This window comes from Streptomyces sp. NPDC088254 (assembly GCF_044740925.1).
Classification (GTDB): Bacteria; Actinomycetota; Actinomycetes; order Streptomycetales; family Streptomycetaceae; genus Streptomyces.
On the sequence record NZ_JBIURQ010000008.1, the window covers coordinates 230885 to 252810 of the forward strand.

A 21926-nucleotide genomic window follows, 5' to 3' on the forward strand; every position below is an offset into this window, starting at 1 on the left:
AGGGCACGGAGGGGACGGGCCGCAGCGCGAATGGACACCGGAACACTGATCGCCGGTCGCTACCGGATCAAGCGCCTCATCGGACGGGGCGGCATGGGAGTCGTCTGGCTCGCCCACGACGAGAACCTGGGCCGCGACGTGGCGCTGAAGACCATGAACGTCGATCCGGGACTCACCGAGGAGCAGCGCGCCCGCGACGCCGAAAGGTTCCGCCGGGAGGCGCAGGCCGTGGCGCGACTCGACCACGCGGGCCTCGCCACCGTCTACGACCTCGGCGAGGAGAACGGCACCCGCTTTCTCGTCATGCAGTACGTGATCGGACCCCCGCTCGACGACCGGATCGTCGAGGCGGGCCCGCTCTCCATCGAGGAGACCGCGTCGATCGGCGTCCAGATCGCCTCCGTCCTGGGCTCGGTACACGCCCGTGACGTCGTGCACCGCGACCTCAAGGGCAGCAACGTCGTGATCCGCACGGACGGCGTGGTCAAGGTCCTGGACTTCGGCGTCGCCGCCTTCCTCGACCCGGACACCACAGGCCTCACTACGACCGGTGAGCGCCCCGGCAGTCTGGAGTGCATGGCGCCGGAACAGGTGCGGGGCAAGCCGGTCGACCCCCGCACCGATCTGTACGCGCTGGGCTGCCTGCTGTACGCGATGCTGACGGGTGAGCCGGTCTTCACGCACGAGTCCGAACTGATGCTGCCCGGCATGATCCTTGACCAGCCGCCCGTACCGCCCGGAAGGCTCCGCGCGGGCATCCCCTCCGAACTGGAGGGCCTGGTGCTTCAGTTACTGGCCAAGGACCCCGACGAGCGACCCGCCCACGCCGGCGAGGTGTGGCGGCGCCTAGCCGTGTGGCTGCCCGAACGCCGCACCCCCGAACAGGCACTCGCCCCGTGGGCCGAGGTTGACCCGCTGCGGCCCTTCACCCACCCGATGGGACCCGAGGCCCGGCCGGTGCGGGCATGGGCGGCATCGGGGCGGAACGGCCGACCCTGACGGACGGGGGCGACGCCAGGGCGGCACGGCCGGCCGTCGCGCTGACCCGCGCGCCTCGCCGACCAGAACGCGACGTACGCCCCCAAACCCGCCATGACGCATCTGTGAACAAAGTCAATGGTCATGTACGCTGACCGATGCAGTTCGGAGGAAGGGTGGCTTGATCACACACCCATGACCGAGGGGAAAGTCCTCCCTCCACCAGAAATGCCCTGGGAGTGTAGATGTCCACGTCGCGCGCCGTACCGGTGACCTTGGCCGAAATCGCCCGCCTTGCGGGTGTGGGACGAGCCGCGGTGAGCAACTGGCGGCGGCGGCATCCGTCCTTCCCCGAGCGGATCGCCGGCACCGACACCAACCCTCAATTCTCCTTGGCCGACATCGAGGGCTGGCTGCGCGACAACAAAAAGTTGAAGAAGTCCGCCGAGAGGGAATGGCTCTGGCCCGGTTTCGAGGCGCTCGGCGGGCGTGACGAGACCGGGGCCGCGATCGCCGAGGTAGGACGGCTCCTCTCCGGGCGGGTGAGCGGCGAAGGTGAAGAGATCCGTGCCGACACACGGGAGCTGATCGAACGGGCCGTGGATCTCGGACAGCGTGAAGGGGGCACGGAAACGTTCGCGTTTCTGCTGCGCCGCTGGCTCGACGTCCATGTGCGCCAGATCGCCACGACCCCGGAACCGCTGGCATCCCTCATGGCGCAGCTCGCCCTCGGGGCGGCCAACGGCGTGGTGGGCGATAGCGCGGGCAGCTCCGGCGGCACCACGGTCATGGACCCTGCTTGCGGCCCCGGGCATCTCCTCTTGGCCGGGGCCGACGCCGCGAGGGCATCCGGCGCCGAGGCACTCACGCTGCTCGGCAGTGACCGGGACGCCGTCCTCGCCTCGCTGGCGGACTCCCGCTTGGCCCTCGCCGAGAACGAGGGCCACAGGAAGAAGGAATGGGCGCAGGTCTCCGTACGGGCTGCGGACTCCCTACGCGACGACCCGTTCTCCGGCACCCCCGCCGACATCGTCCTGTGCAACCCGCCGTTCAACGAACGGGACTGGGGATACGAGGAGTTGGCCACCGACGCTCGCTGGAGCCACGGCCTTCCCCCGCGCACCGAGCCTGAACTCGCCTGGGTCCAGCACTGCCTGGCCCAGCTGCGGCCCGGCGGCGCCGCGGTACTGCTGCTGCCGCCCGCCGTCGCGGCCAGGAAGGCCGGACGCCGCATCCGCGGCTCGCTGCTGCGCACCGGGCAACTGCGGGCCGTCGTCGCGTTGCCGCCGGGCTGCGCCGCACCGCACAGCGTCTCCCTGCACCTGTGGGTGCTGCGGATGCCCGCCCACGGGGAAGGCACACCGGTGGGCGATCGGCTGCTGGTCGCCGACGCGGCCTCGCGCTTCCCCCGGGACCCGGAGGAGAAGTGGACCCCCGACTGGGCGGCGATCAGCGCTTTCGTGCGCGAGGCCGTCGAAGAGGCGGACTCCCCACAGGTATCTACCTACGTACGACAGGTGCCCGTCATCGAACTCCTCAACGACGAGGTCGACCTGACCCCTGGACGCCACATTGCCCCGTCCCCGGCGGACACGGCACCCCGACTGGCCGAATCCTGGCGGGAGTTCACCGGGCTCACCGCGAACGTGAACAAGTCGGCCAGGCTGCTCGCGGCGCTCGACCTCGCCACGGCCGCGGCGGACACACCGACGGCAACCACAGTCGCCGAGCTCGCCCGGGCCGGGGCGCTCACCCTGCGCGGCGGTCAGCAGCCGCCGGAGGAATCAATCCACGCCGGCCCGCCGTCCGACGACGGCATCCCCCTCCTCACCGTCCCCGATCTTCTGATGGACGGCGAACCCCGCAGCTGGCTCGCTCCCGGCACCGCGGCGGCCGGCGAGGCCGTGATCGCCGAACCCGGGGACATCGTGGTGGTGGGCGTCGCCCGTGCCTTCTCCGCCTGGGTCCACGAGGGGCCGCCGACCGCCCTCGGCCCACAACTGCATGTCGTGCGGGTACAGCCCGAACAGCTCGACACCTGGTTCCTCGCCGGTTCACTGCGGGCTCCCGCCAATGCCCGGCAGGCCGGCACCCACACCACGAACTCCTCCCGCATCGACGTCCGCCGTCTCCAGATCCGCCAGGTTCCCCTCGGAGAACAGCGGCGCTACGGAGAGGCGTTCCGCGAACTCACCGCCTTCGAAAGGCTGTTGCGCCGCGCAGCCGACCTCGGCACCAGCCTTGTCCGCGACCTGGGCGACGAACTGGCTGCCGGACGCCTGGCCAACCAGGCGTAGCACACCGGCTCGCCCGCAAGGGTCGGCGTCACGCCTCCCTGCGCCTGGGCTCGGCCAGGCGGGCCGTGAGCTGGGCGTCGACCGCGTGGCGTACGGCCTCAACACGAGCCGCGAGTTCCGGTGGCAGTCCGGCGGCGGTGCGGCCCGCCGTGTCAACCGCCGCAATGGCCGCCTCCAGTTCCCCGAACGTGAGCCGGCACTCGGCCAGGCGCAGCCGGATCAGCGCGCGATCGGCCCGCTCGGCCGGACCGTCCCCGTGAATGAGATCGTTGTCGACAGCCTGGTAGAGGCGGGCCGCAGCGCCGAAGTTGCCGGAGAGGCGGAATCCGTCCGCAGCCCCCTGCCACACGCGACGCACCAGAGGGCGCCGCTCACCCCACTCCTTGCGGACCCGTTCTGTCAGACCGTGCAGCCGGTCGATCGCGTCACCCGGCTCACCGGACGCGATCTCCGACTCGGCCTGCGCGCATAGCTGTTCCACCACGCGGGCGTCCAGCCACTCGTCGGCCGGTGCGGACGCGACAGGCAGCGTGAGAGCAATCGGGCGCGGACGAACAGCCCGATCCGGCGGCCGACGCATGGGGGCGGTGGGGTCGGGGTGGGTGCGGGGCCGGGGCTCGAGATCGCCGACCCCCGGGGCGAACGGGTCGAGGACCTCCAGGACCTCGTCAACGGCCGGGCGCTGCTCGGGCTTCTTGGCGAGCATCCGCAGCACCAGATCGTCGATCGGCTCCGGGATGCCCGCGGCGTACATACTCGGCGGCAGCGGCACCTCGTTGAGGTGCTTGTCGGTCAGGCCGACCTCCGCGCCGAGCGGGAACGGGGGCCGCCCGGTGAGGAGTTCGTAGAAGATGCAGCCGAAGCAGTAGACATCCGTGCGCGTGGTGGGCTCGCGCTCCAGGAGCTGCTCCGGCGCCAGATAGCCGCGGGTGCCAAGCGTCGAACCGTGCGCCGTGTAACGGGTGGCGTCGGCGTGCAGCGGCTTGGCGATGCCGAAGTCGATGAGGACGACCCACCCCTCTTCGTCGATCATGATGTTCGCGGGCTTGAGGTCCCGGTGTACGACCGGGAGCGTGTGTGCGCAGGCCAACGCCCCTGCCACCTGGATGGCGACGGCAACCGCCGTGGCCAGGGGCAGGGGGCTGTGCTCGTCGAGGAAGGTCCGCAGACTCACTCCGGTCACCAGGCGCATGGCGATGTAGGGGACGCCCCGGTGCGATCCGCTCCCATACAGTTCGGTGATTCCCGGATGATCGAGCGTGCCCAGGAGGTTGGCCTCGCGCCGGAACCGGGCGTTCCTGACGGCGAGTTCGGCCTCACGCTCGTACGGGTCGAGGCAGTACAGGGCCTCGGAGTCGTGGCGCAGGAACTTCACCGCCACCTCCCGCCCCCCGGACACCTCTCGGGCCCGCCAGACCTGGGCCATCCCGCCCTTGCCCAGAGAGTCCTTCAACTCGTAGCGCCCGTCGACCAGATCACCCACGCCGGGCTTGTACGTATCCGCGTCCACCACTGTGCCCCTTCGCACCACTGCGCATCAGACCCACCAGCGTAGCGTGAAAGTTTCTAGACATGAGTCGTCCATGGACTCAGTTCACAGATTTATGCCATGCTCTAGTGGTGCCCGGACGTCCTCGGACTCCCGCTGCTCTGGGCACCCTCCTGCCCATACCGTCTGCCACGGGGGTCACCATGCAGAACCCACCCGGCGTCGCCGGCCACGACTGGTTGATCAGGGCGAGCCCCCGGATGGCCCGGCCCGACGACGCGGCCTGTCCCACCCACCGACGCACCGCGATGCGGCCCCTGCTCGTCGCCGACCCGGCCGTGCCGTTCCGGCGGCCACCCCGCGAGGAGTTCGGGTTCGGCCCGCTGTTCACCGCCCTCGACCTGCTGGAACACGACGGATGGTCCGTGGAGCGGGTACGCGAGGAACTCCGGAGCACCCGCGGCGCCTTCCGGGGATGGGGCGGCCCGGTCCACCCCGCCCACCTGGCCTGGACCGCCCACGCCCTGGAGCGCTACGTGGCCGCCCGTACCCGCGAACAGGCAGCCGCCGTCGAGGCCGGGCTGCCTGAGACCAAGCCGGTGAAGCAGCCATGGACGTGGCGCACTCCCCGCACGGACGCTCCCGACGCCCGTGGCGCCCGACAGTACGAGCACACCCTCTGGGGCCGCATGTACGCCTCCTCCGACGGAAAGGTGCGCGACCTGTGGCTGCCTTCCATGGGCCGGGCCAAGACCGGCCGCCCCGACGCGGAGCTCGGGGCCGTGGCGCAGGTGATGGCCTTCGGCGCGCCCACGCCTCGCCGCAAGCAACGCGCCCAGCCTCCGCCCACCGCGACCGAGAGCACCAGCTTGCCCCGATTGGTCCGCGTCTTCGACGTCGGGTGCGCCGACGGGTCCGTGCAGGAGCTGCTCTCCGAGGACCCCGCCGGGGCGAGGCAGCGGTTCCGGGACGACGCTGTGCCTGCCTTCGTCACGGCTGCCACCGAACTCGGCGTGCAGCCCGGGGAGAGCTGTGTCGACTGCAAGGCCATCGCCGGCTGCGTGGATCTGAAACGCACCCATCGGCTGTGGGGCGGGCGCCCTCCGACTCCCGCACGCGAACGCCGCTCCGTCTCCGTCTGGGACCTGCGGCTGCACGCCGAGTGCCCCGCCCAGTACCACCTTGTGCGGCGCCTGCACCTCAACGACCTCTCGGCCGAGGACCGGGGGGCGCGGCGCGGCAGAGCCGTCGACGCCTGGCTCGACGCAGAGCACGCCGAACGCCCGGTGCGCGGCTGCCGGGACCGCGAGATCCCCGAGCCGACGGCGGTACGGGCCAGGGCCGGACTCGACGACACCTCCGCACGCGAGGCTGCCGGGATGCTCGCGGAACACCGGCTCCTGTGCCCCCTCAACGGACTTGACGCCGACGAGCAGGTGCTCGTACAACATCGGGTCACGGCCTACGTGCCCGAACTCGACGTCGTCGTCCTCGCCGTACCCGACCTGGTGTACACCCACCGCGGCCGGTGGATCTGGCGCGAGACCAAGACGTCGGTCCGCCCGCTGTGGGAACGTGATTCCCTGCTCCGCACCTATCCCCAACTTGCCCTCGGTGTGCTGCTGTTCCACGCGGGCGCCCTTGGCGACGACCCGCGCCGCTCCTGGGTCGAGCTGGAGCACCTGCGTGAAGGCCAAGGGGATAGTCGGCTCGAACCGATCGACCCCGGGCGCGCCGAGATCGTCGACGAGGCCCGGGCCGTCATCGCCGAACTCGCCCAGCCACTCCTGGACGACACCACCTACGAACCGAGGACCGGACGCCACTGCCACGGCTGTCAGGCCCGGACCTGGTGTCGGCCCGGCACCGCCTACGTCACCGACCATCCGCGCTCGCCGAGCCCCGACACGCAGACCTCACCGCGAGGAGACGTCACGCCCCATGCCTGACCAACAGCTCGTGCCGGACTGGCTGTCCAACCCCGATGTCGTCCTCCTGCGGGACGTGGCCACCGCCGTACTGCACCTGGCGGCCGTCGACCGCCTCGACTCCTTCACTCTGCCTTACCCGGCCGGCGCGCAGCGGGCCCTGGATGCCCTGGTACTCCAGTGCCTGCGCAACGGCGCCAAGCCCCCGTCCGGAGTGCCCGAGATGATGCGCTGGGCCCGCGCCCGCCCCTTGGGCAGCTGGCCCCTGGACCGACTGCCCAGCGACCTGTTCGACACTGCGGACCGGCTGATCGACGAGGATTCCGGAGAACCCGCGCAGCTCTGCCACGAGCTCGCCGTGCAGGGGTATGGCGACAGCACCGGACGGCAGTACGACCGCCTGGTGATCCACGAGGCCCTGCGCGCCTGCCGGGCCGTGTCGTCACCCGAGTCGTACACGGCCTTCCGTCGCCTCCTGGTGAATAAGCCCGTCCTCACCGAGGCGGACTGGGCCGAGGTGAGCACCGACCTCTTCCTCGACCCCGTGCGCTTCCTCGTCGAGGAGATCTATGCCCCCGTCCCGCTCGGGTTCCGCCGGGACGGCGCGTACCTGTGCTGTCATCGCTGCCTGACCCTGCTCCATCCAGTGTCCGACACCGAGTGGTGGTGCGAGCGCGACCAGTGCCGGCACCAAGGTCCCCCACCGCACGGCCGGGAACTCGTCGCGTCCGAGGTGGGCGAGCTGCGTCAACTGCGGAAACCTCTGCGACAGTTCGTCACCGGGCCCGGACGCGCCGAGGTCTTCCTGGAGGGCGAGCTACGCGCCCTGGGCCTCATCGTCGAGATGTGGCCCGGCTTCGACGCGTACGACCTTCGCATCACCTTCCCCGACGGTCACGTGTGGGCCGTCGACGTCAAGGACTGGGCACACCCCGCCTTCCTCGGACGCGCCGCCACCGCCGTCCGCCCCGACCCCCCGTACGACGAAGCCTGTTGGGTGGTGCCCGCATTCCGGGTGCGCGCCCGCCGTGACTACCTGGCCATGTATGCCAAGGAGCGGGGCTCGGGGGCGGGCGGTCTGCGGCTGCTGACGGACGACCAGCTGAAACGGACCGCGCGGCTGCGGCTGTCCGGCGAGCGCGGGCCGGATGCGTCCATCGCGCCTCTGCACACCGTGCCTCCGGCCAGGGAGCACGGCGGGACACGCACAGCGTCGTCCCGGTCCGGAAGTCAGACGGCGGCGACCGACGGCGCCGGGAAGAAGGGAGCAGACCATGCGTGACCGCAGCAGCTGGTACCAGCCGGTCGTCGCCGCACTGAGGCCTTGGCCCGAAGAACACGCTGGGACCCGGCCCGCTCTGCTCTGCCAGGTCGAGCTCGCTCTTCGGCTGATGGAGACCGTGGCGCCCGGTCACGCTGCCGACGGGGCGTGGACGCTCCTCGGCGGCTACGGCCCAGCCTTCGCACGGGCCTCGAAGCTCCCCACCGGCACCACCGAACAGATCGCGCTGGCCGCGGCCCGGCACTTGCTCTGGCCGATGCGCCGCGGCCGGATGTGGCAGCAGAGCCTGGACGCCTACCTGGAACTGCCCGAACGGCTGCGTGCGTACCGCGTCCCGGCGGCCGGGGAGCCCGCCCATCGGGTCCCCCTCAAGGTGGCGGCCGACCGCTTCACGACCTACGACGACGCGCTCGCCAGCCTCCCCGGCTTCGCCACGAAGGTGCTTCCCCCGGCGGAGGCGGGCGAACACCGCTTCATGGACCGCCGCCACCGGCGCACTTCCGTCACGGTCCCCGCCGATCTGGTACGGGACCCCTTCCCCGGCCACCCCCTCACCGCCGAACACCCCGCCACCGCAGGTCCCCTCGACGTACCACTCGACGAACTTGCCGACGTCGCACGGTGGATGGACGCGGAGGAGCGGCGGTGCGGGCTCAAGGCGGGGAACTGGGAGCAGCGTCTCACCCAACTCGACCTCGACACCCGTACCCCGGACGGGACAGTCTTCGAAGCGGCGTCCGCGCTGCCGCTCGACCGGCTCACCCACCTCGTCGGCATGGTCGGTGCCGGTAAGTCGACCTTGATGACCGTGCTCGCCGTCTGGGCGCACCACAACGACCTGCGCATCACTCTCGTCGTCGGCGACGTGGCCGAACAGCTGACGCTGACCGAGCTGTTCCGCACGCTCGGCCTGAGCGCCGCCCTGGTGCAGGGGGGAACGACGCGGCCCCAGCACACCCAGCGACTGCACCGCAGACTCGCCGCACGGGGAGAACACTCCCTACTGGCTCACACCGGACCCGTCTTCGCCCACCTCAGCACCGCCTGCCCGCTGGACGCCCTGCGCGCACTCGACACGTCCGAGCCCCTGCGCTACACCGACGCGCCGTGCGGTGCCCTTCACCCCGCTAGGCGCCAGGAGACCGCCGAGGAGCCCGCGGCCGTGCGCGCGGTACGCGAGCTCGAACGAGCCCGAGGCGCCGCCGACAAAGAGGCCATCACTGACGACACCGACACCGACGAGGAGGACCTGGGCACCCCGCACGCCTGCCCGCTGTGGAGCGTCTGCCCCCGGCACTCCGCCGCCCGTGACCTCGTGGACGCGCTGATCTGGGTCGCGAACCCGGCCAGTCTCGTCCAGACCGCGGTTCCGCGTCAGCTCAACGCCGAGCGCCTGCGCTATCTGGAGCTGGCCTGCCTGCGCAGCGACATCGTCGTCGTCGACGAGGCCGACCGCGTACAGATGCAGCTCGACCAGATGTTCGCCCCGTCGGCCACGCTCGTCACCACCAGTGTCTCCGACTCCTGGCTCGACCAGTTGCAGACCCACGAGATCGCCGAACTCGCCCGGCAGGGACGGCTGCAGCTCTCCGACCAGGACGTGGAACGGTGGTCCGCCGCCCTGGACGTCGTAGGTTCCGCCGCGGACCGGCTGTACGCCATGCTCATCGACGACGGAAGCCTGCGGGACTGGGCACAGATCGACTACTTCAGTGCCTGGACCCTCCAGGAGAAGCTGCTGCACGCCTGGTATCCGCTAACGCGAGGCCAGGCCGCCAGGCGGCCGGACAGCACGAACGAAGGGGGTGTCGAGGACGAGAGCGCACTCTACGAGGACGAGGAAGGGCTCGGGGCCATTGGCGACTCCCCCGTCCCCGACGCTCCCTGGGCGCAGCGACGCACCGAGATCACCGGGTTCTTCGACACGTTCCGCGACGATCCGCTCGGTGGACGCGGCCCCTACGGAACCCCCGCCGACCAGCTCACGGCCCTCGCCCACGACGTCCTGCACACCCTCGACGAGAAGCGGACACGACGCCGAGTCCGCGCGCTCCTCGACTCCTTCCTCATCGGAGCTCCGGGCCCGGAACAGCGCCCCGCGCCCACTGCCGAGCGAGGCAAGGAGCCTGCCCCCGAGGACGTACCGCTCACCGAGGAGTGGCGTGAACTCAACGCACGACGGCTGGAGTTCACCCTCGTCCTCGCCGCCCTGCACCAACGCCTGGACCGGGTGACGTTCCTGTGGCCTCAGGTGGAGGCAGCGCTACGGCTGGACTCCGCGGCCCACGAGCTGACCCGCCGCCCGCCCCTCGACTACGCGCCACTGCTGCCCGAAGCGCCCATGGGCAACGTCCTGGGCTTCCAGTACCTGGTGGACGAACGGGCCGCAGCCCGCAACAAGGAGGGACACCGCACCGGCACCCTGCGCTTCTTCCGTTGTGCGGGCGTGGGCCGGGAACTGCTCCTGGGTCTTCCCCAGCTCGGCGCCGACCCAGGCCTGGGCAAGGCAGGGCCACACGTGCTGTTGATGTCGGGCACCAGTTGGGCCGGCACCTCCACCCGGGCCCACGTCCTCGCCCCCGTCCGCGCCGTGCTGAAACCGCAGCCCAAGGCTCTCGACGCCATCCGGAAGACCGTGTTCCGCACCGAGTTCCTGTACAACGCCGCAGGACAGCCGATCCGGCTCTCCGGCCAGGACCCCGACCAGCGCGAGGACGTCCTGCGCCTGATGATCGACCGGCTCGCCCGGTCCCGGAGTGACGGCAATTCCTCCCCTCTCCAAAGCGAACTCGCCCGAATCCCCGACCAGCGCCGCAAACGTGCCCTGCTCCTGGTGGGCAGCTACGCGGAAGCCAAAGTGGCCGCCACCGCGCTGAACGAGATCCCGCGGTGGCGTGGCCGGGTACGCGTCCTGGCCGCCGACGATGCCGAACTGGAGGCCGCCGTCAACGGGACGGCGTCGGCAGGGAGCCAGGCGCCGGGCACGGAATCGGGGGCGGGAGCGGTCCGGCGTGGGGACCTCGCGTCCTTCGCCGACGACCCGGACGCCGAACTGCTCGTGGCGCCCCTCCTCGCCGTGGAGCGAGGACACAACATCCTCACCGCCCCCCAACGGGCCGGCGAGGAGAAGGTGGCGGCGTTCGGGACGGTGTTCTTCATGGTCCGCCCGCACCCCCGCCCCGACGACCTCTCCCTGGCGGTCTTCGCCATCAACGACTGGGCGACGCGGTTCGTACGCGGTCAACTGAAGCTGCCGGACGAAGGGACGTTCAGCGACATGGTCGCCCAGGCCGGGGACCTGAACGCGGCAGGCAGCGCTTTCAGGACCACCGCACGCGGCGTGTGGCGGCACGTACTGTCACGGCCCTACATCTACTCCTCGCTCTCCGATGACGAGAAGAAGTCCTTCGTCTGGGACCAGCTCGTCACCATCTGGCAGGTCATCGGGCGCCTCGTCCGCGGTGGCGTACCCGCCCGCGTCGTGTTCGTCGACGCGGCCTTCGCACCGCGACTCGCCGCAGCACAGGCCCCCTTCACCGGCCAGAGCCGTCGTGCACGCCGCGCAGGCGACCCGGGGCTGCTCGTCCGGCTGCGGGACGTCCTGGCGCCGTACTTCGCCCAGAGCGACACCGACACCGTCGCGCACGGTGAGCGCACCCACTCCGCCGACGCCGCACTCGTCAAGCTGCTCTACCGCCCGCTGTACGAAGCGCTGTGTGCCATGGGGACGTCACCCGGCCCGCGATCGGTCGACTGAAGCACGCCAACCACCGCCCTGGGCAGCACTGTCGGCGGACAACCGCGCCCGCCCACGTACGGACATCGCAAGGAGAACCGGCATGTACAAGAACATCCGCCGATCCGCGTACCACCTGGCCGAGGAAGGCACCCCCTGGATCGAGGACTTCCACGCACTCCCTTTCCCCGAACACTGGCATGCCGGACTCCTCGAACTGCACAACCACGGGCGGGACGAGGAGAAGCGGCAGCCGACGCTGCCCACCCGCCGACTCGACGGAGTGCTCCAGACGCTCGCCCCCGACGTGATCGTCCGCCCCCGGCCGCGTATCCCCGTCGAGCCAGGGCCGCTGGCCGCCGAGGACTTCTGGATGTACGTACCGGCCTCGGCGCCCGCCCCCCTCCCCGGGCGTTCCATGCAGCAACTCCTCGACGCCTGGCTGCGTACCCTCGGGCCCAAGGGCTCCGCACAGGATCCCCGGTTCCGGTCGCTGTTGCTCGCGAGCAGCACCGAATTGAAGCAGAACCTGCCCGAGTGGCAGCCGGTCACCGGCGTCGAACTCCTCACCACCCCGACCACCCGGGGCGGCACTGCCGCCCCGGAACCGCGCCAGTTCCAACTCGCCACCGACGCCCTGGCACACCGCATCCTGACCCTCGACCCCTTCCCGTTCGAGGGAGGGGAGCTGCGGTTCCGGGCGCTGCCCCGCGGACCTCGCGACCAGGGCGCGGAACTCATGTCGCAGCCTCTGTGCCGGACCGTCAAACGCAAGGAGTGGTGGTTCTCCGTCCTTCTGAACATCTCCCTGCACACCACGCCGTTCGACCCCAGGCCGCGTCTCCACCTGCACTGGGGTGTGCGCCGCTGGGCGACCCACCCTCGGACCACCACCAAACGCCTCGACCTGCCCTACCGGGAGGCCACCACCGTCTACCTGCGGCCCACCATCCCCTGGCTGCCCGGCGCTCCGGCCACCGAACGCTACGCACTGGCACGCCTGCGCCGCGACCGGGCCGCCGACACCTTCGTCTGGTCGGAGAACGACACCGCCGGCATCCTGCGCGGACTCAGCCTCGCCGGCAACTTCCCCGACCCCGAACACCTCCTCACCGAACCGGTCTCCTGGATCGGCGAGGGCCGCGGCGTCCGGGCCTCCGTGGTCCACAGCACCAGGATGGGCAAGCACGAGATCGGCACCGGCTTCATGCCCAACCAGCGGTCCCAGCTCACCGAATGGGCCGAGCAGGCTCTCCCTGAAACACTGGTCCGGGTACCCGACCTCACGCGCGGACGCGGGAAGGGCATCGGCGCGCCACAGAATCGGCGGCCCAAGCCCAGGACCGACGAGGCCAAGAAGGCCGAGCTGCTGCGCGAAACCCAGGCACGGCGCGTGGCACTTGCGGCACAGGCCCGGATCGCCTCCCACGGCCCGGAACAGGCCGGCCCGCCCGTGGTGGAGGCCCGGTTGCTGTGGCAGTCGCCCGAGGTACGCGGCGAGGCAGTGGCACAGTTCGCCAAGGCCCTGGGCCTCGACGGCGACGGCGGCGCCAGTGCCGACCACGTCACGGACCGGGACTTCGACGAGGCCACGCCCGGAGCACCGGTCGTCCTGGAGTGGCGGACGGCAGAGGTCACGCTCCGGCTGCGCTGCCTGCCCCTCGCCGACGGACTGGGCGACCGGCTCGTGCCCGACCCGGCGGTCAAAGGCAAAGGCGCGGCGCTCGCGGCGGCCGTCGCCGAACGGCGCCGCGCCCTGCGCGCCTGGCTCCGCGCGGACGGCGCGGACCCCTCCCGCCCCGAACTCGCCCTCGTAGAAGTCGCACACCGCAGCACGTTCCGCCCAGCGTCGACGGACCCCAAGTTCGCCATCCGCCTCGGGTGCGCCGACGCGGGCCTGCTGACTCAGTTCGTCGTCACCCCGTCCACCGACCGGCAGATCGACAATGCGGAGAGTCTCGACCACCGCACGTGCAGCTCGTGGCTCGACGGACTGCGCCAGCTCGGCGTCCGCGTCCTGCCCCAGCACACCCTCGGTGACGATCTTCCGGACTCGCTGCAATACGCGGCGGTGTGGATGGTGAAACGTCGCAAGGACGGCCCGACCCGGTTGCCCAAGCACCTGCCTGTGGCCGTCCTGGTCACCCCGCTCCCGGCCGGGGAAGGCCTCGCGGCCGTACGCGGCTGGGACGACACCGCGGGGGAATGGGTGCCCTATCCGCAGTTCCTCCTCGCTCTGGTGAAACAGGCGGAGATCGACCCCGAAGCGTTCACGGAACCCGGGGCTCCAGACGATGACGCACGTCCCGGTGCCCCTAGGGTCACTGGCAAGCAGTGGCGCAGTAACCTCGCCCAACAGCGCAGGGTTACCGCGGCATTCCTCCAACGCGTGCTGCACTCCCTCCGAGGGCAACCCACCGCACTGATCACCCACGCTCAGAACAGCCGACTGCACTGGCCCTGGCTCCAGGACGGCCAGACCGAACGCGACCTGATCAAGACCGGCCACGCCCCGGCGGGACGACTGGACGACGAACTGCGCCTCGTACGCGTGCGCGGATGCGGCGGTCGCGAGAGCGCCCAGTGGTGGGGGCTGGCCGACCCGGGCAAGCCCCACGGACAGCCGGCTGGCTTCTGGGCACAGGATCCCCAGCAGCGTTACGCGGACGGGGCTTCGTCGCGCGAGCGGGTCTTCTACAGCACCACCGAACGCCCCGGAACCCATGCGATCTCCCCCGCACTCGACCGCCTCGCCACCCGGGTCAACGCGGCAGGCAACCTCACCTCGCAGGCGGGCACCAGCGCCTGGAACCCGACCCTGGTGGAGATCGCGGTACTGGGCTGCCACGAGGATGACGACCTGGCTGCCCCCGTACCGGGAACGCCCGACGACGCCGAGGCGCTGGCCCTCGCCATGCACCAGCTCCGCCAGGCCCCGGACTACGCCGCTGCCCTGTCCCTCCCCCTCCCACTCCACCTCGCGGGGCTGGCCCAGGCATACGTCCTCCCGACACTCGCCGACGGCGACCGGACTTCGAACGAGGAGTCGGACGTATCTGCTGGAAACCAGAGCACGGAGGACCCAGATCTCGCCGACGCGGCCGGACTGTCCACGACGCCGGACCACGAGGCCGAGACGGCCCACGACTGACGACGGGATCGACACCTACGCGGTGCCCTGACGACGGAGGACACCGGTATTCACAGGACCTGTGTTCTGAGAGACCGACGACAGCCCCTGCATGCACCCGTCTCTACTCGTGTGCGCGGTCCAGCGGAGGAAGGCGGAACACCGGGGTGACCGTGACCAGTTTCGGTCTGGCCGCGACGTCGGTCTCGTCGCCGCCGGCCAGGTCAGGCGCTCCTCCCGTTCCAGGGTACGAACCTGCAACCGCATACCCGCTCAGTCCTTCCCCCGAGGGCGGATCGCTGCGCACCGCGAGATAGACGCTCGACAATCGCAGCTGAGGCTCTGCCCCACCGATCCGGGCAGGGCACCCGGTGCGCAACGCCCAGTCGGCCACGCGCCGCCGGTCGGGGCGGACCGGTGACTGGGCGAGCAGAGCGGCGTCACACCGCCCCCGGCCGGGGCCGGGGCCGGGGGCGGGCTGGTGGGGCGGACGGCCGGAGGGGGTGGCGCCCTACTTCTGCCTGATCCGCAGGAAGGTGATCGAGTTCGCCGGGAAGATGTAGGTGAACCTGTCGGCCACTCCGGTGAAGGTGGAGGTCACCGGGGCGACCGGGGTCTGCGTCTCGCTGTTGACCGCGTCCGGCGCGGCGGTCAGCGTGGTCACCCGGGCCGAGGAGCGGACCCGGGCGCCGCCGAGGTCGACGGTCGTGCGGGCGTCGGCGGACTGGGCGTTGACGACCTTGACGACCAGGTCGCCGGTCACCTCGTCCTCGGTGACGACCTGGCGGAACGGTTCGGCCGGGGTGTCGTCGGTGAAGCGGCCCCACTCCTGGCCGTCGAGGTAGAGGGTGACCTGGCGGCCGCGCACCTTGACGTCGATGTCGTAGGCGCGGCCCGTCTGGACGCTGCCGGCCTTGGAGATCAGGGTGGACTTCCCGCCGTCCACGGCCTGCTCGACGGCGCTCTGGGTGTTGTTCCAGCCGCCCAGGTTCCACCAGTAGTAGTTGCCGGTGTCCTTGACGCCGAAGGCGACGAGGAAGCCTTCCTTGCCGGACTTCTTGGTGGCCTTCACGTGCAGGTCGTAGTCGTGCCAGTTCGGGTCGCCGGCCGAGACCATGGTGTTCTCGGCGGCCGCGTCGCTCTGCACGTACTGGCCGTCCCGCACCGACCAGCTGCCGCCGCCGGTGTGCGTCCAGCGGGAGGCGTCACCGGAGAAGTCGTCGGCGAGGAGGGTGGCGCCGTCGGCGCCCGTGACCTTCACGTCGTCGTACGCCGCCGAGGTCGCCCAGGTCGACAGGCCGACGGCGCCGCTGATCGGGCCCTGGACCGAGGGGGTGCCGGTGGCCGCCGAGGGGACGACACGGTCGCCCACGTTGTTCATGAACAGTTTCTGGACCTCGTAGTTGGCCGAGTTCCAGGAGGCGTGGTTGTTGAACCACACCAGGTCCGGGCGCCACTGCACATAGTCCTCGTTGGCGAACAGCGGTGCGTAGGAGGCGAGTTTGACGACGTCGGCGTTGCGTTCCAGGCCGGTCATGAAGGCGGCTTCGGCAAGGCCGTTCTTGAAGGCGTTGCCCTGGGAGGCGTATTCGCCGAGGAAGACCTTCGGGCCCTCGCGGTCGTAGGAGTCGTAGCGGGCGTTGTTCTGCAGGAACCACCGCGCGCTGTTGTAGTAATGCTCGTCGACCATGCCGACCTTGGCGTCGCGGTTGAGCTGCCAGGCCTTGTCGAAGGTCGCGCCGGCGTCGTCCGGGCCGGAGTTGGAGACGACGGTGACGCCCGGGTACCTCGCCTCGATCGCGGCGCGGAACCGCTGGAAGCGGTCGAAGAACTCGACGGGGAGGTTCTCCTCGTTGCCGACCTCGATGTGGGTGAGGTGGAAGGGCTCGGGGTGTCCCATCCGCGCACGCTTCGCGCCCCAGGTCGAGTTCGCGGGGCCGTTGGCGAACTCGATGAGGTCCAGGGTGTCCTGGATGTGCCGCGCGAGCAGCGCCTCGTCGTCGACGGCCTTGTTCTGGCCGCAGCCGGTCACCAGGGCCGGCACGACGGGCAGGGGCATCGCGCCGACGTCCTCGGCGAAGCGGAAGTACTCGTAGTAGCCGAGGCCGTAACTCTGGTTGTAGCCCCAGACGTTGGAGTTGACCGCGCGTTCCTCGACCGGGCCGATGGTGTCCTTCCACTGGTAGGAGCGGGCGCGCTGCCAGCCGGAGGCCTCGCTGTAGTCCTGCATGGAGCCGGTGTTGACCAGGCAGCCGCCGGGGAAGCGCACGAAGCCGGGTTTCAGGTCGGCGATCTTCTCGGCGAGGTCCTTGCGCAGCCCGTTGGGCTGGTGCTTGTAGGTGTCGTGCGGGAACAGCGACACCATGTCGAGGGCGGCCGCGGCGGTGGAGGCGACGGTGAGGCGGCCGGTGCTGCTGGTGCGGGCGGCCTGGAACTTCGTCCTGTACTGCGCCCAGCCGCCGGGGCGCACGGCGACGCGGCGGGCGGTGGCGAGGGCGCCGTCGGCATCCTGGAGCGACACCGTCAGGCTCGTGCCCTTCTCGGCGCGGACCCACACCGAGAAGTCGTACCTCTCGCCCTGCTCGATGCGGACGCCGGTGTTGTAGCCGGCATTGGTGACGGACGAACCGGCGGTCAAGGAAAGGTAGTTGCGGTTGCGCTCGTTGAGGCGGCCGGCGTCGTTCACGACCTCGGCGGCGCCGGCGACCGTCCAGGAGGTGAGCGGTGTGTAGGAGCGGTTGTCGACGGTGGAGTACTCGAAGGACCGGTTCTGCACCAGCTCGGCGTACAGGCCGCCGTCGGCGGCGCGGTTGATGTCCTCGAAGAAGACGCCGTACATCGTGTCGTCGATCGTCGCGCCCCGGCGGGCCGGATCGACGGTGATCGTGTAGTCGGCGACCGCCTCGGCGTGCGCCGGGGCGGGCAGGAGGGCGGTCGCCGTCAGCAGGGCGGTGGCGGTGAGACCGGTTCTCCAGCGGGCGGTCGTGGTGCTGGGTGACATGGATACTCCGCGGCTCATTCGGGCGTTCGAAATATCGGACTTTGATCAGCACTTCGAACGGCAAGATAGGGAGGTGACTTGAGCGCGTCAATGGGGCGTGCGAGGGCTGATCCGACGGAGGGCGGCACGGGATGGGCGGGTTGTGGCCGGTGCCGGACGTCCTGGAGTACCTCGCCGGGAGCTGGCGGGTGGAGCGCTCCGTGCGCGATGCGGGGAGCGGCGACGAGGGCGGTTTCACCGGCACGACCGTGTTCCGGCCACTGGAGGGCGGTGGACTGCTGCACGCGGAGTCCGGCGTGTTCACCTGGCAGGGCGTGCCCCGCCCCGCCGAGCGGACCCTGCGCTTCCTTCCGGGCCCCGCGCCCGGCACGGCGGACGTCCGGTTCGCCGACGGCCGCCCCTTCCACCTCCTGGACCTGACGACCGGCCGGCACACGGCCGACCACCCGTGCTCCGCCGACCTCTACCGCGGCGAGTTCACGGTCCTCGACGCCGACCGCTGGCGAAGCGTGTGGCGGGTGCGCGGCCCGGCCAAGGACCTGGTGCTGACGACCGACTACGTCCGCGAGGGCTGAGGCGCGCCCTCGAAGCGCAGGTTCCAGCGGACGTGGCGCCCGGTGACGGTGGTCGTCGACAGCGGGCGCACGTCGATGTTCCAGTACGACGACGGCGGCGCCTTCAGCGCGTACACCAGGGCGGCCCGGATGACGCTGGGCTCGGCCACGGCGACGATCCGGCCGCCGTCCTCCAACGGCCGGGTGTCGAGCCAGCCGCCCACCCGGGAGATGAACGCGAGCAGCGGCTCACCGCCGTGCGGCGCGGACCACGGGTCGGCCAGCCAGGCGTCCACGGCCTGCGGCTCCCGGGCCATCGCCTCGCCCAGGGTGAAGCCCCGCCACCGCCCCATGTCACAGTCCCTCAGGGCGAGTTGGACGAGTGGGGCGTATCCGAGGGCGTCCCCGGTGGCCCGGCTGCGCGGGGTCGGCGAGCAGTAGCGCAGCTCGGCCGCCGCGAGCGGCAGCAGATCGCCTACGGCGCGCTGCACCTCGCCCCAGGCCGCCTGGTCCAGCGGCCGGTCGTCCTCGAAGCGCTCCGCGAGCATCGGCGAGCTGCGCGCGGCGGCGACGAACGTGACCCGGAGTGCCATGCGGCGATGGTGGGACCACCGGGTAGGCGGGTCAAGGGGTGCCGAGGGAGAACTTCTCGAATATGAGCGCCATCCACCGGCCGGGGTCCTCCAGCGCCTCGAAGCCGACCTTCTCGTACACCCCGTGCGCGTCCTGCGTGGCCAGCAGCATCCGGCGCAGCCCGTAGGGCCGCAGGTGATCGCGTACGGCGGCGACGAGCGAGGTGCCGATGCCCTTCCCCCGGACCGCCGGATCCACGTACACATCGCAGAGCCAGGCGAACGTTGCCCGGTCCGTCACCACCCGGGCGTAGGCGACCTGATCCCCGGACGCGAGGTCGTACACCCCGAAGTTGAGGGACCCGGCGATCGCCCGGTCCTGCTTCTCGCGCTCGCGTCCGAGCGCCCAGTAGGCGTCGGTGGACAGCCAGCGGTGGACGCGCTCGGCGTCGACGCGGCCGGGGTCGGTGGAGAGCTCGTAGCCTGCGGCGAGGGCGGGGGTGTCGTTCATGCCCGGACCCTCACAGATCGCGGCTGTGCTGTCGAACGGTTTCCTTGAGCGCCTCGTCGCACGCCTGCCGCAGGCGGCGGGCGCCGTCCTCGATCTCCTCGGTCCCCGCGACCGCCGCGAAGCTGAGCCGGACGTGCGGGGCGGGGGGTTCGGCGCTGAAGTAGGGGCGGCCGGGGGCGAGGGCGACGCCGGCGCGCAGGGCGGCCGCCGTGAACGCCGCCTCTCCCCCGGAGCCGGGGAGGCGGACCCACAGGTGGTAGCCGCCGGACGGGACGTGCGACAGCTCCAGTTCGGGCAGGCGCAGCGCGAGGGCCGCCGTCATCGTGTCGCGTCGCGTCCTCAACTCGGCGGCGATGGAGCGCAGATGGCGGGGCCAGGCCGGTGAGCCGACGAGTTCGAGTGCGGCCTCCTGGAGGGGCCGGGGCACGAAGAAGGCGTCCACGACCTGGATGGCGCGCAGCCGTTCCAGGGCCGGGCCGCGGGCGGCCAGCGCGCTGACCCGGAAGCTGGGCGAGGTCGCCTTGGTGAGCGAGCCGACGTGGACGACGACGCCGTCCGGGTCGTCGGCGGCCAGCGGTCGGGGCAGCGGTCCGGCGTCCTCGTGCGCGAGCCGCCGTACGAAGTCGTCCTCGACGACGAACGCGCCCGCCTCCCGGGCGATGCGCAGCACCTCGCCGCGCCGGGCGGGGGCGAGGACCGCGCCGGTGGGGTTCTGGAACAGCGGCTGGCAGACGAACACCCGGGCGCCGGTCGCGCGGAAGGCGTCGCTGAGCAGGTGCGGTTTCACCCCGTCCCGGTCGACCGGGACGGGGACCGGGCGCAGTCCGGCGGCGCGGGCGATGGCCAGCATGCCGGGGTAGGTGGGCGACTCCACGAGCACCGGCGCGCCGGGCGGGGCGAGGGCGCGCAGGGCGGTGGTGAGCGCCGCCTGGCCGCCCGCGGCGACCAGCACCTCGGCCGCGGTGACCGTCCCGCCGATGGTGCGGGCGAACCACTCGCGCAGCTCCGGCAGCCCTTCCAGGGGCGGCCGCCCCCACGCGCCGGGCCGCCGTCCGGCCCGTGCCAGGGCCGCGGACATGGCGCGCTCCGGCTGGAGGGAGGGGTGCAGATAGCCGCCGTTGAACTCGATCACGCCGGGCGGCGGGGCGGCCAGCGAGACGGTGACTCCGGAGGCGTCCACCGAGCGGGGCACGAGGTCGGCGGCCCCGTCGGCGCTCAGCGCGACCTCCTGCCAGGAGGTGTCGCCGGCCGAGGGGGCGGTCGTACGCCGTGGGCCGGCGCGGAAGGCGCCGGCTCCGGGGCGGGTCACCACCAGACCCTCGGCGGCGAGTTGGGCCAGGGCGCGCGAGACGGTCACCGGGCTCACCCGGAAGCGTTCCACCAGGGCCCGGCTCGACGGGAGCTTTCCACCGGGAGAGTAGCGGTCCAGTTCCTGTCGCAGCCGGTTCGCCAGCTCACTCACACTGCTACGCTCTTGCATGAAGACACAGAGTAGCGCTACCGCCGTTCCCGCGATAGCAGTGACCGCTCCCCGGGGCCGGAACCTCGGCACCCTTCAGGCCGCGCTCGGGGTGGTCGCCTTCTCACTGACCTTCCCGGCGACCGCCTGGGGGCTGGAGGGCTTCGGCCCCTGGTCGCTGACGGCCGTGCGCAGCGTCCTCGCCGCGCTGATCGCGGGCGGCGCACTGCTGGCGCTGCGGGTGCCGCTGCCCGCCCGGCGGCACTGGCCGGGGCTCGCGGTCGTCGCCGCCGGGGTCGTCGTCGGGTTCCCGCTGCTCACCACGCTCGCCCTGCAGACCTCGACCACCGCGCACGCGGCCGTCGTGGTCGGGCTGCTGCCGCTGACCACGGCCCTGTTCTCCGCCCTGCGCGTCGGCTCACGCCCCTCCCGCACCTTCTGGGCGGCGGCACTGGCCGGGGCGTGCGCGGTGGCTGCGTTCACCGTGCAGCAGAGCGGCGGCGCGCTGAGCTCGGCCGACCTGTATCTCTTCGGGGCGCTGCTGGTGTGCGCGGCCGGCTACACCGAGGGCGGCCGGCTGGCCCGGGTCATGCCGGGCTGGCAGGTCATCGGCTGGGCGCTGACGCTCTGCCTGCCGCTCAGCGCGCCGGCCGCCGCCGTCGCCCTGGCCTTCGAGCCGGCGCACCTGACGGCGCACAGCGTGGCCGGGCTGCTGTGGGTCGCGGCGGGCTCGCAGTTCCTCGGTCTGGTCGTCTGGTACCGGGGCATGGCGGCCGTGGGAATCCCCAAGGCCAGCCAGTTGCAGTTGGCGCAGCCCCTGCTCACACTGGTGTGGTCGGTGCTGCTTCTGGGCGAACGGCTGACCCCGGCCGCCCCGCTGACGGCCGCGGCCGTCCTCGTCTGCATCGCCGTCACCCAGCGGGCGCGCGGCTGACGGGTGCGCACCCGCCGGCTCCGGGGCAGTGCCGTGCGCCGCACAAGCGCAACGC

At 71.6% G+C, this 21926-nt stretch carries 13 protein-coding genes; 8 read left to right on the forward strand and 5 right to left on the reverse strand.

Going from position 1 to position 21926, the window contains the following annotated elements; genetic code table 11:
• Nucleotides 1–30 precede the first annotated feature (30 nt).
• Nucleotides 31–999 carry a serine/threonine-protein kinase gene (locus ACIOC0_RS23965; protein ID WP_402157397.1) on the forward strand — a complete coding sequence of 323 codons (969 nt, stop codon included), beginning with the start codon at nucleotides 31–33 and terminating at the stop codon, nucleotides 997–999.
• A gap of 224 nt (nucleotides 1000–1223) precedes the next feature.
• Complete coding sequence (locus ACIOC0_RS23970; RefSeq protein ID WP_402157398.1) at nucleotides 1224–3275, forward strand: N-6 DNA methylase; 2052 nt, start codon at nucleotides 1224–1226, stop codon at nucleotides 3273–3275.
• A gap of 28 nt (nucleotides 3276–3303) precedes the next feature.
• Here ACIOC0_RS23970 and ACIOC0_RS23975 read toward each other — a convergent pair whose 3' ends face one another.
• Entirely contained in the window at nucleotides 3304–4785 is a 1482-nt protein-coding gene (locus ACIOC0_RS23975) for a protein kinase (protein WP_402157400.1), read from the reverse strand.
• A 182-nt stretch (nucleotides 4786–4967) separates the two neighbouring features.
• Between ACIOC0_RS23975 and ACIOC0_RS23980 the strand changes: the two genes are divergently transcribed.
• From ACIOC0_RS23980 to ACIOC0_RS23995, 4 genes are all read left to right on the forward strand, one after another.
• Nucleotides 4968–6713 carry a PD-(D/E)XK nuclease family protein gene (locus ACIOC0_RS23980; RefSeq protein ID WP_402157401.1) on the forward strand — a complete coding sequence of 582 codons (1746 nt, stop codon included), beginning with the start codon at nucleotides 4968–4970 and terminating at the stop codon, nucleotides 6711–6713.
• Nucleotides 6706–7974, forward strand: a complete 1269-nt coding sequence (locus tag ACIOC0_RS23985; protein ID WP_402157402.1) for a hypothetical protein — start codon at nucleotides 6706–6708, stop codon at nucleotides 7972–7974. Before ACIOC0_RS23980 ends, ACIOC0_RS23985 begins: the two co-directional genes overlap by 8 nt.
• Nucleotides 7967–11731, forward strand: coding sequence for a hypothetical protein (locus tag ACIOC0_RS23990; protein ID WP_402157404.1), 3765 nt, complete (start codon nucleotides 7967–7969; stop codon nucleotides 11729–11731). The genes ACIOC0_RS23985 and ACIOC0_RS23990 overlap by 8 nt, the downstream gene beginning before the upstream one ends.
• 82 nt (nucleotides 11732–11813) lie before the next feature.
• Nucleotides 11814–14861, forward strand: a complete 3048-nt coding sequence (locus tag ACIOC0_RS23995) for a pPIWI_RE module domain-containing protein (protein ID WP_402157405.1) — start codon at nucleotides 11814–11816, stop codon at nucleotides 14859–14861.
• Nucleotides 14862–15351: 490 nt separating this feature from the next.
• Here the strand turns inward: ACIOC0_RS23995 and ACIOC0_RS24000 are convergent, their stop codons facing one another.
• Entirely contained in the window at nucleotides 15352–17841 is a 2490-nt protein-coding gene (locus ACIOC0_RS24000; protein ID WP_402157407.1) for an alpha-L-arabinofuranosidase C-terminal domain-containing protein, read from the reverse strand.
• A gap of 131 nt (nucleotides 17842–17972) precedes the next feature.
• On the opposite strand from ACIOC0_RS24000, the gene ACIOC0_RS24005 reads away from it, so the two are divergent.
• A complete protein-coding gene (locus ACIOC0_RS24005) occupies nucleotides 17973–18416 on the forward strand; it encodes a DUF6314 family protein (protein WP_402157409.1) in 444 nt (147 codons plus the stop codon).
• Here ACIOC0_RS24005 and ACIOC0_RS24010 read toward each other — a convergent pair.
• The 3 genes from ACIOC0_RS24010 to ACIOC0_RS24020 are packed head-to-tail and all read right to left on the reverse strand — an operon-like array spanning nucleotide 18398 to nucleotide 20958.
• Nucleotides 18398–18988, reverse strand: coding sequence for a histidine phosphatase family protein (locus ACIOC0_RS24010; protein WP_402157410.1), 591 nt, complete (start codon nucleotides 18986–18988; stop codon nucleotides 18398–18400). The genes ACIOC0_RS24005 and ACIOC0_RS24010 overlap by 19 nt on opposite strands.
• 31 nt (nucleotides 18989–19019) lie before the next feature.
• Entirely contained in the window at nucleotides 19020–19478 is a 459-nt protein-coding gene (locus tag ACIOC0_RS24015) for a GNAT family N-acetyltransferase (RefSeq protein WP_402157412.1), read from the reverse strand.
• A gap of 10 nt (nucleotides 19479–19488) precedes the next feature.
• The gene (locus tag ACIOC0_RS24020) at nucleotides 19489–20958 is read right to left on the reverse strand and encodes a PLP-dependent aminotransferase family protein (protein WP_402157414.1); all 1470 of its coding nucleotides are present in this window, start codon (nucleotides 20956–20958) and stop codon (nucleotides 19489–19491) included.
• Here ACIOC0_RS24020 and ACIOC0_RS24025 point away from each other — a divergent pair.
• Entirely contained in the window at nucleotides 20957–21871 is a 915-nt protein-coding gene (locus ACIOC0_RS24025) for a DMT family transporter (RefSeq protein ID WP_351098275.1), read from the forward strand. The genes ACIOC0_RS24020 and ACIOC0_RS24025 overlap by 2 nt on opposite strands.
• Nucleotides 21872–21926 lie beyond the last annotated feature (55 nt).

Bases quoted from the DNA above. Each gene is read 5' to 3' on its own strand.
- ACIOC0_RS23965 (WP_402157397.1), top strand. From the start codon at position 31: ATGGACACCGGAACACTGATCGCCGGTCGCTACCGGATCAAGCGCCTC.
- ACIOC0_RS23970 (WP_402157398.1), top strand. From the start codon at position 1,224: ATGTCCACGTCGCGCGCCGTACCGGTGACCTTGGCCGAAATCGCCCGC.
- ACIOC0_RS23980 (WP_402157401.1), top strand. From the start codon at position 4,968: ATGCAGAACCCACCCGGCGTCGCCGGCCACGACTGGTTGATCAGGGCG.
- ACIOC0_RS23985 (WP_402157402.1), top strand. From the start codon at position 6,706: ATGCCTGACCAACAGCTCGTGCCGGACTGGCTGTCCAACCCCGATGTC.
- ACIOC0_RS23990 (WP_402157404.1), top strand. From the start codon at position 7,967: ATGCGTGACCGCAGCAGCTGGTACCAGCCGGTCGTCGCCGCACTGAGG.
- ACIOC0_RS23995 (WP_402157405.1), top strand. From the start codon at position 11,814: ATGTACAAGAACATCCGCCGATCCGCGTACCACCTGGCCGAGGAAGGC.
- ACIOC0_RS24000 (WP_402157407.1), bottom strand. From the start codon at position 17,841: ATGTCACCCAGCACCACGACCGCCCGCTGGAGAACCGGTCTCACCGCC.
- ACIOC0_RS24005 (WP_402157409.1), top strand. From the start codon at position 17,973: ATGGGCGGGTTGTGGCCGGTGCCGGACGTCCTGGAGTACCTCGCCGGG.
- ACIOC0_RS24010 (WP_402157410.1), bottom strand. From the start codon at position 18,988: ATGGCACTCCGGGTCACGTTCGTCGCCGCCGCGCGCAGCTCGCCGATG.
- ACIOC0_RS24015 (WP_402157412.1), bottom strand. From the start codon at position 19,478: ATGAACGACACCCCCGCCCTCGCCGCAGGCTACGAGCTCTCCACCGAC.
- ACIOC0_RS24025 (WP_351098275.1), top strand. From the start codon at position 20,957: ATGAAGACACAGAGTAGCGCTACCGCCGTTCCCGCGATAGCAGTGACC.
- ACIOC0_RS24020 (WP_402157414.1), bottom strand. From the start codon at position 20,958: ATGCAAGAGCGTAGCAGTGTGAGTGAGCTGGCGAACCGGCTGCGACAG.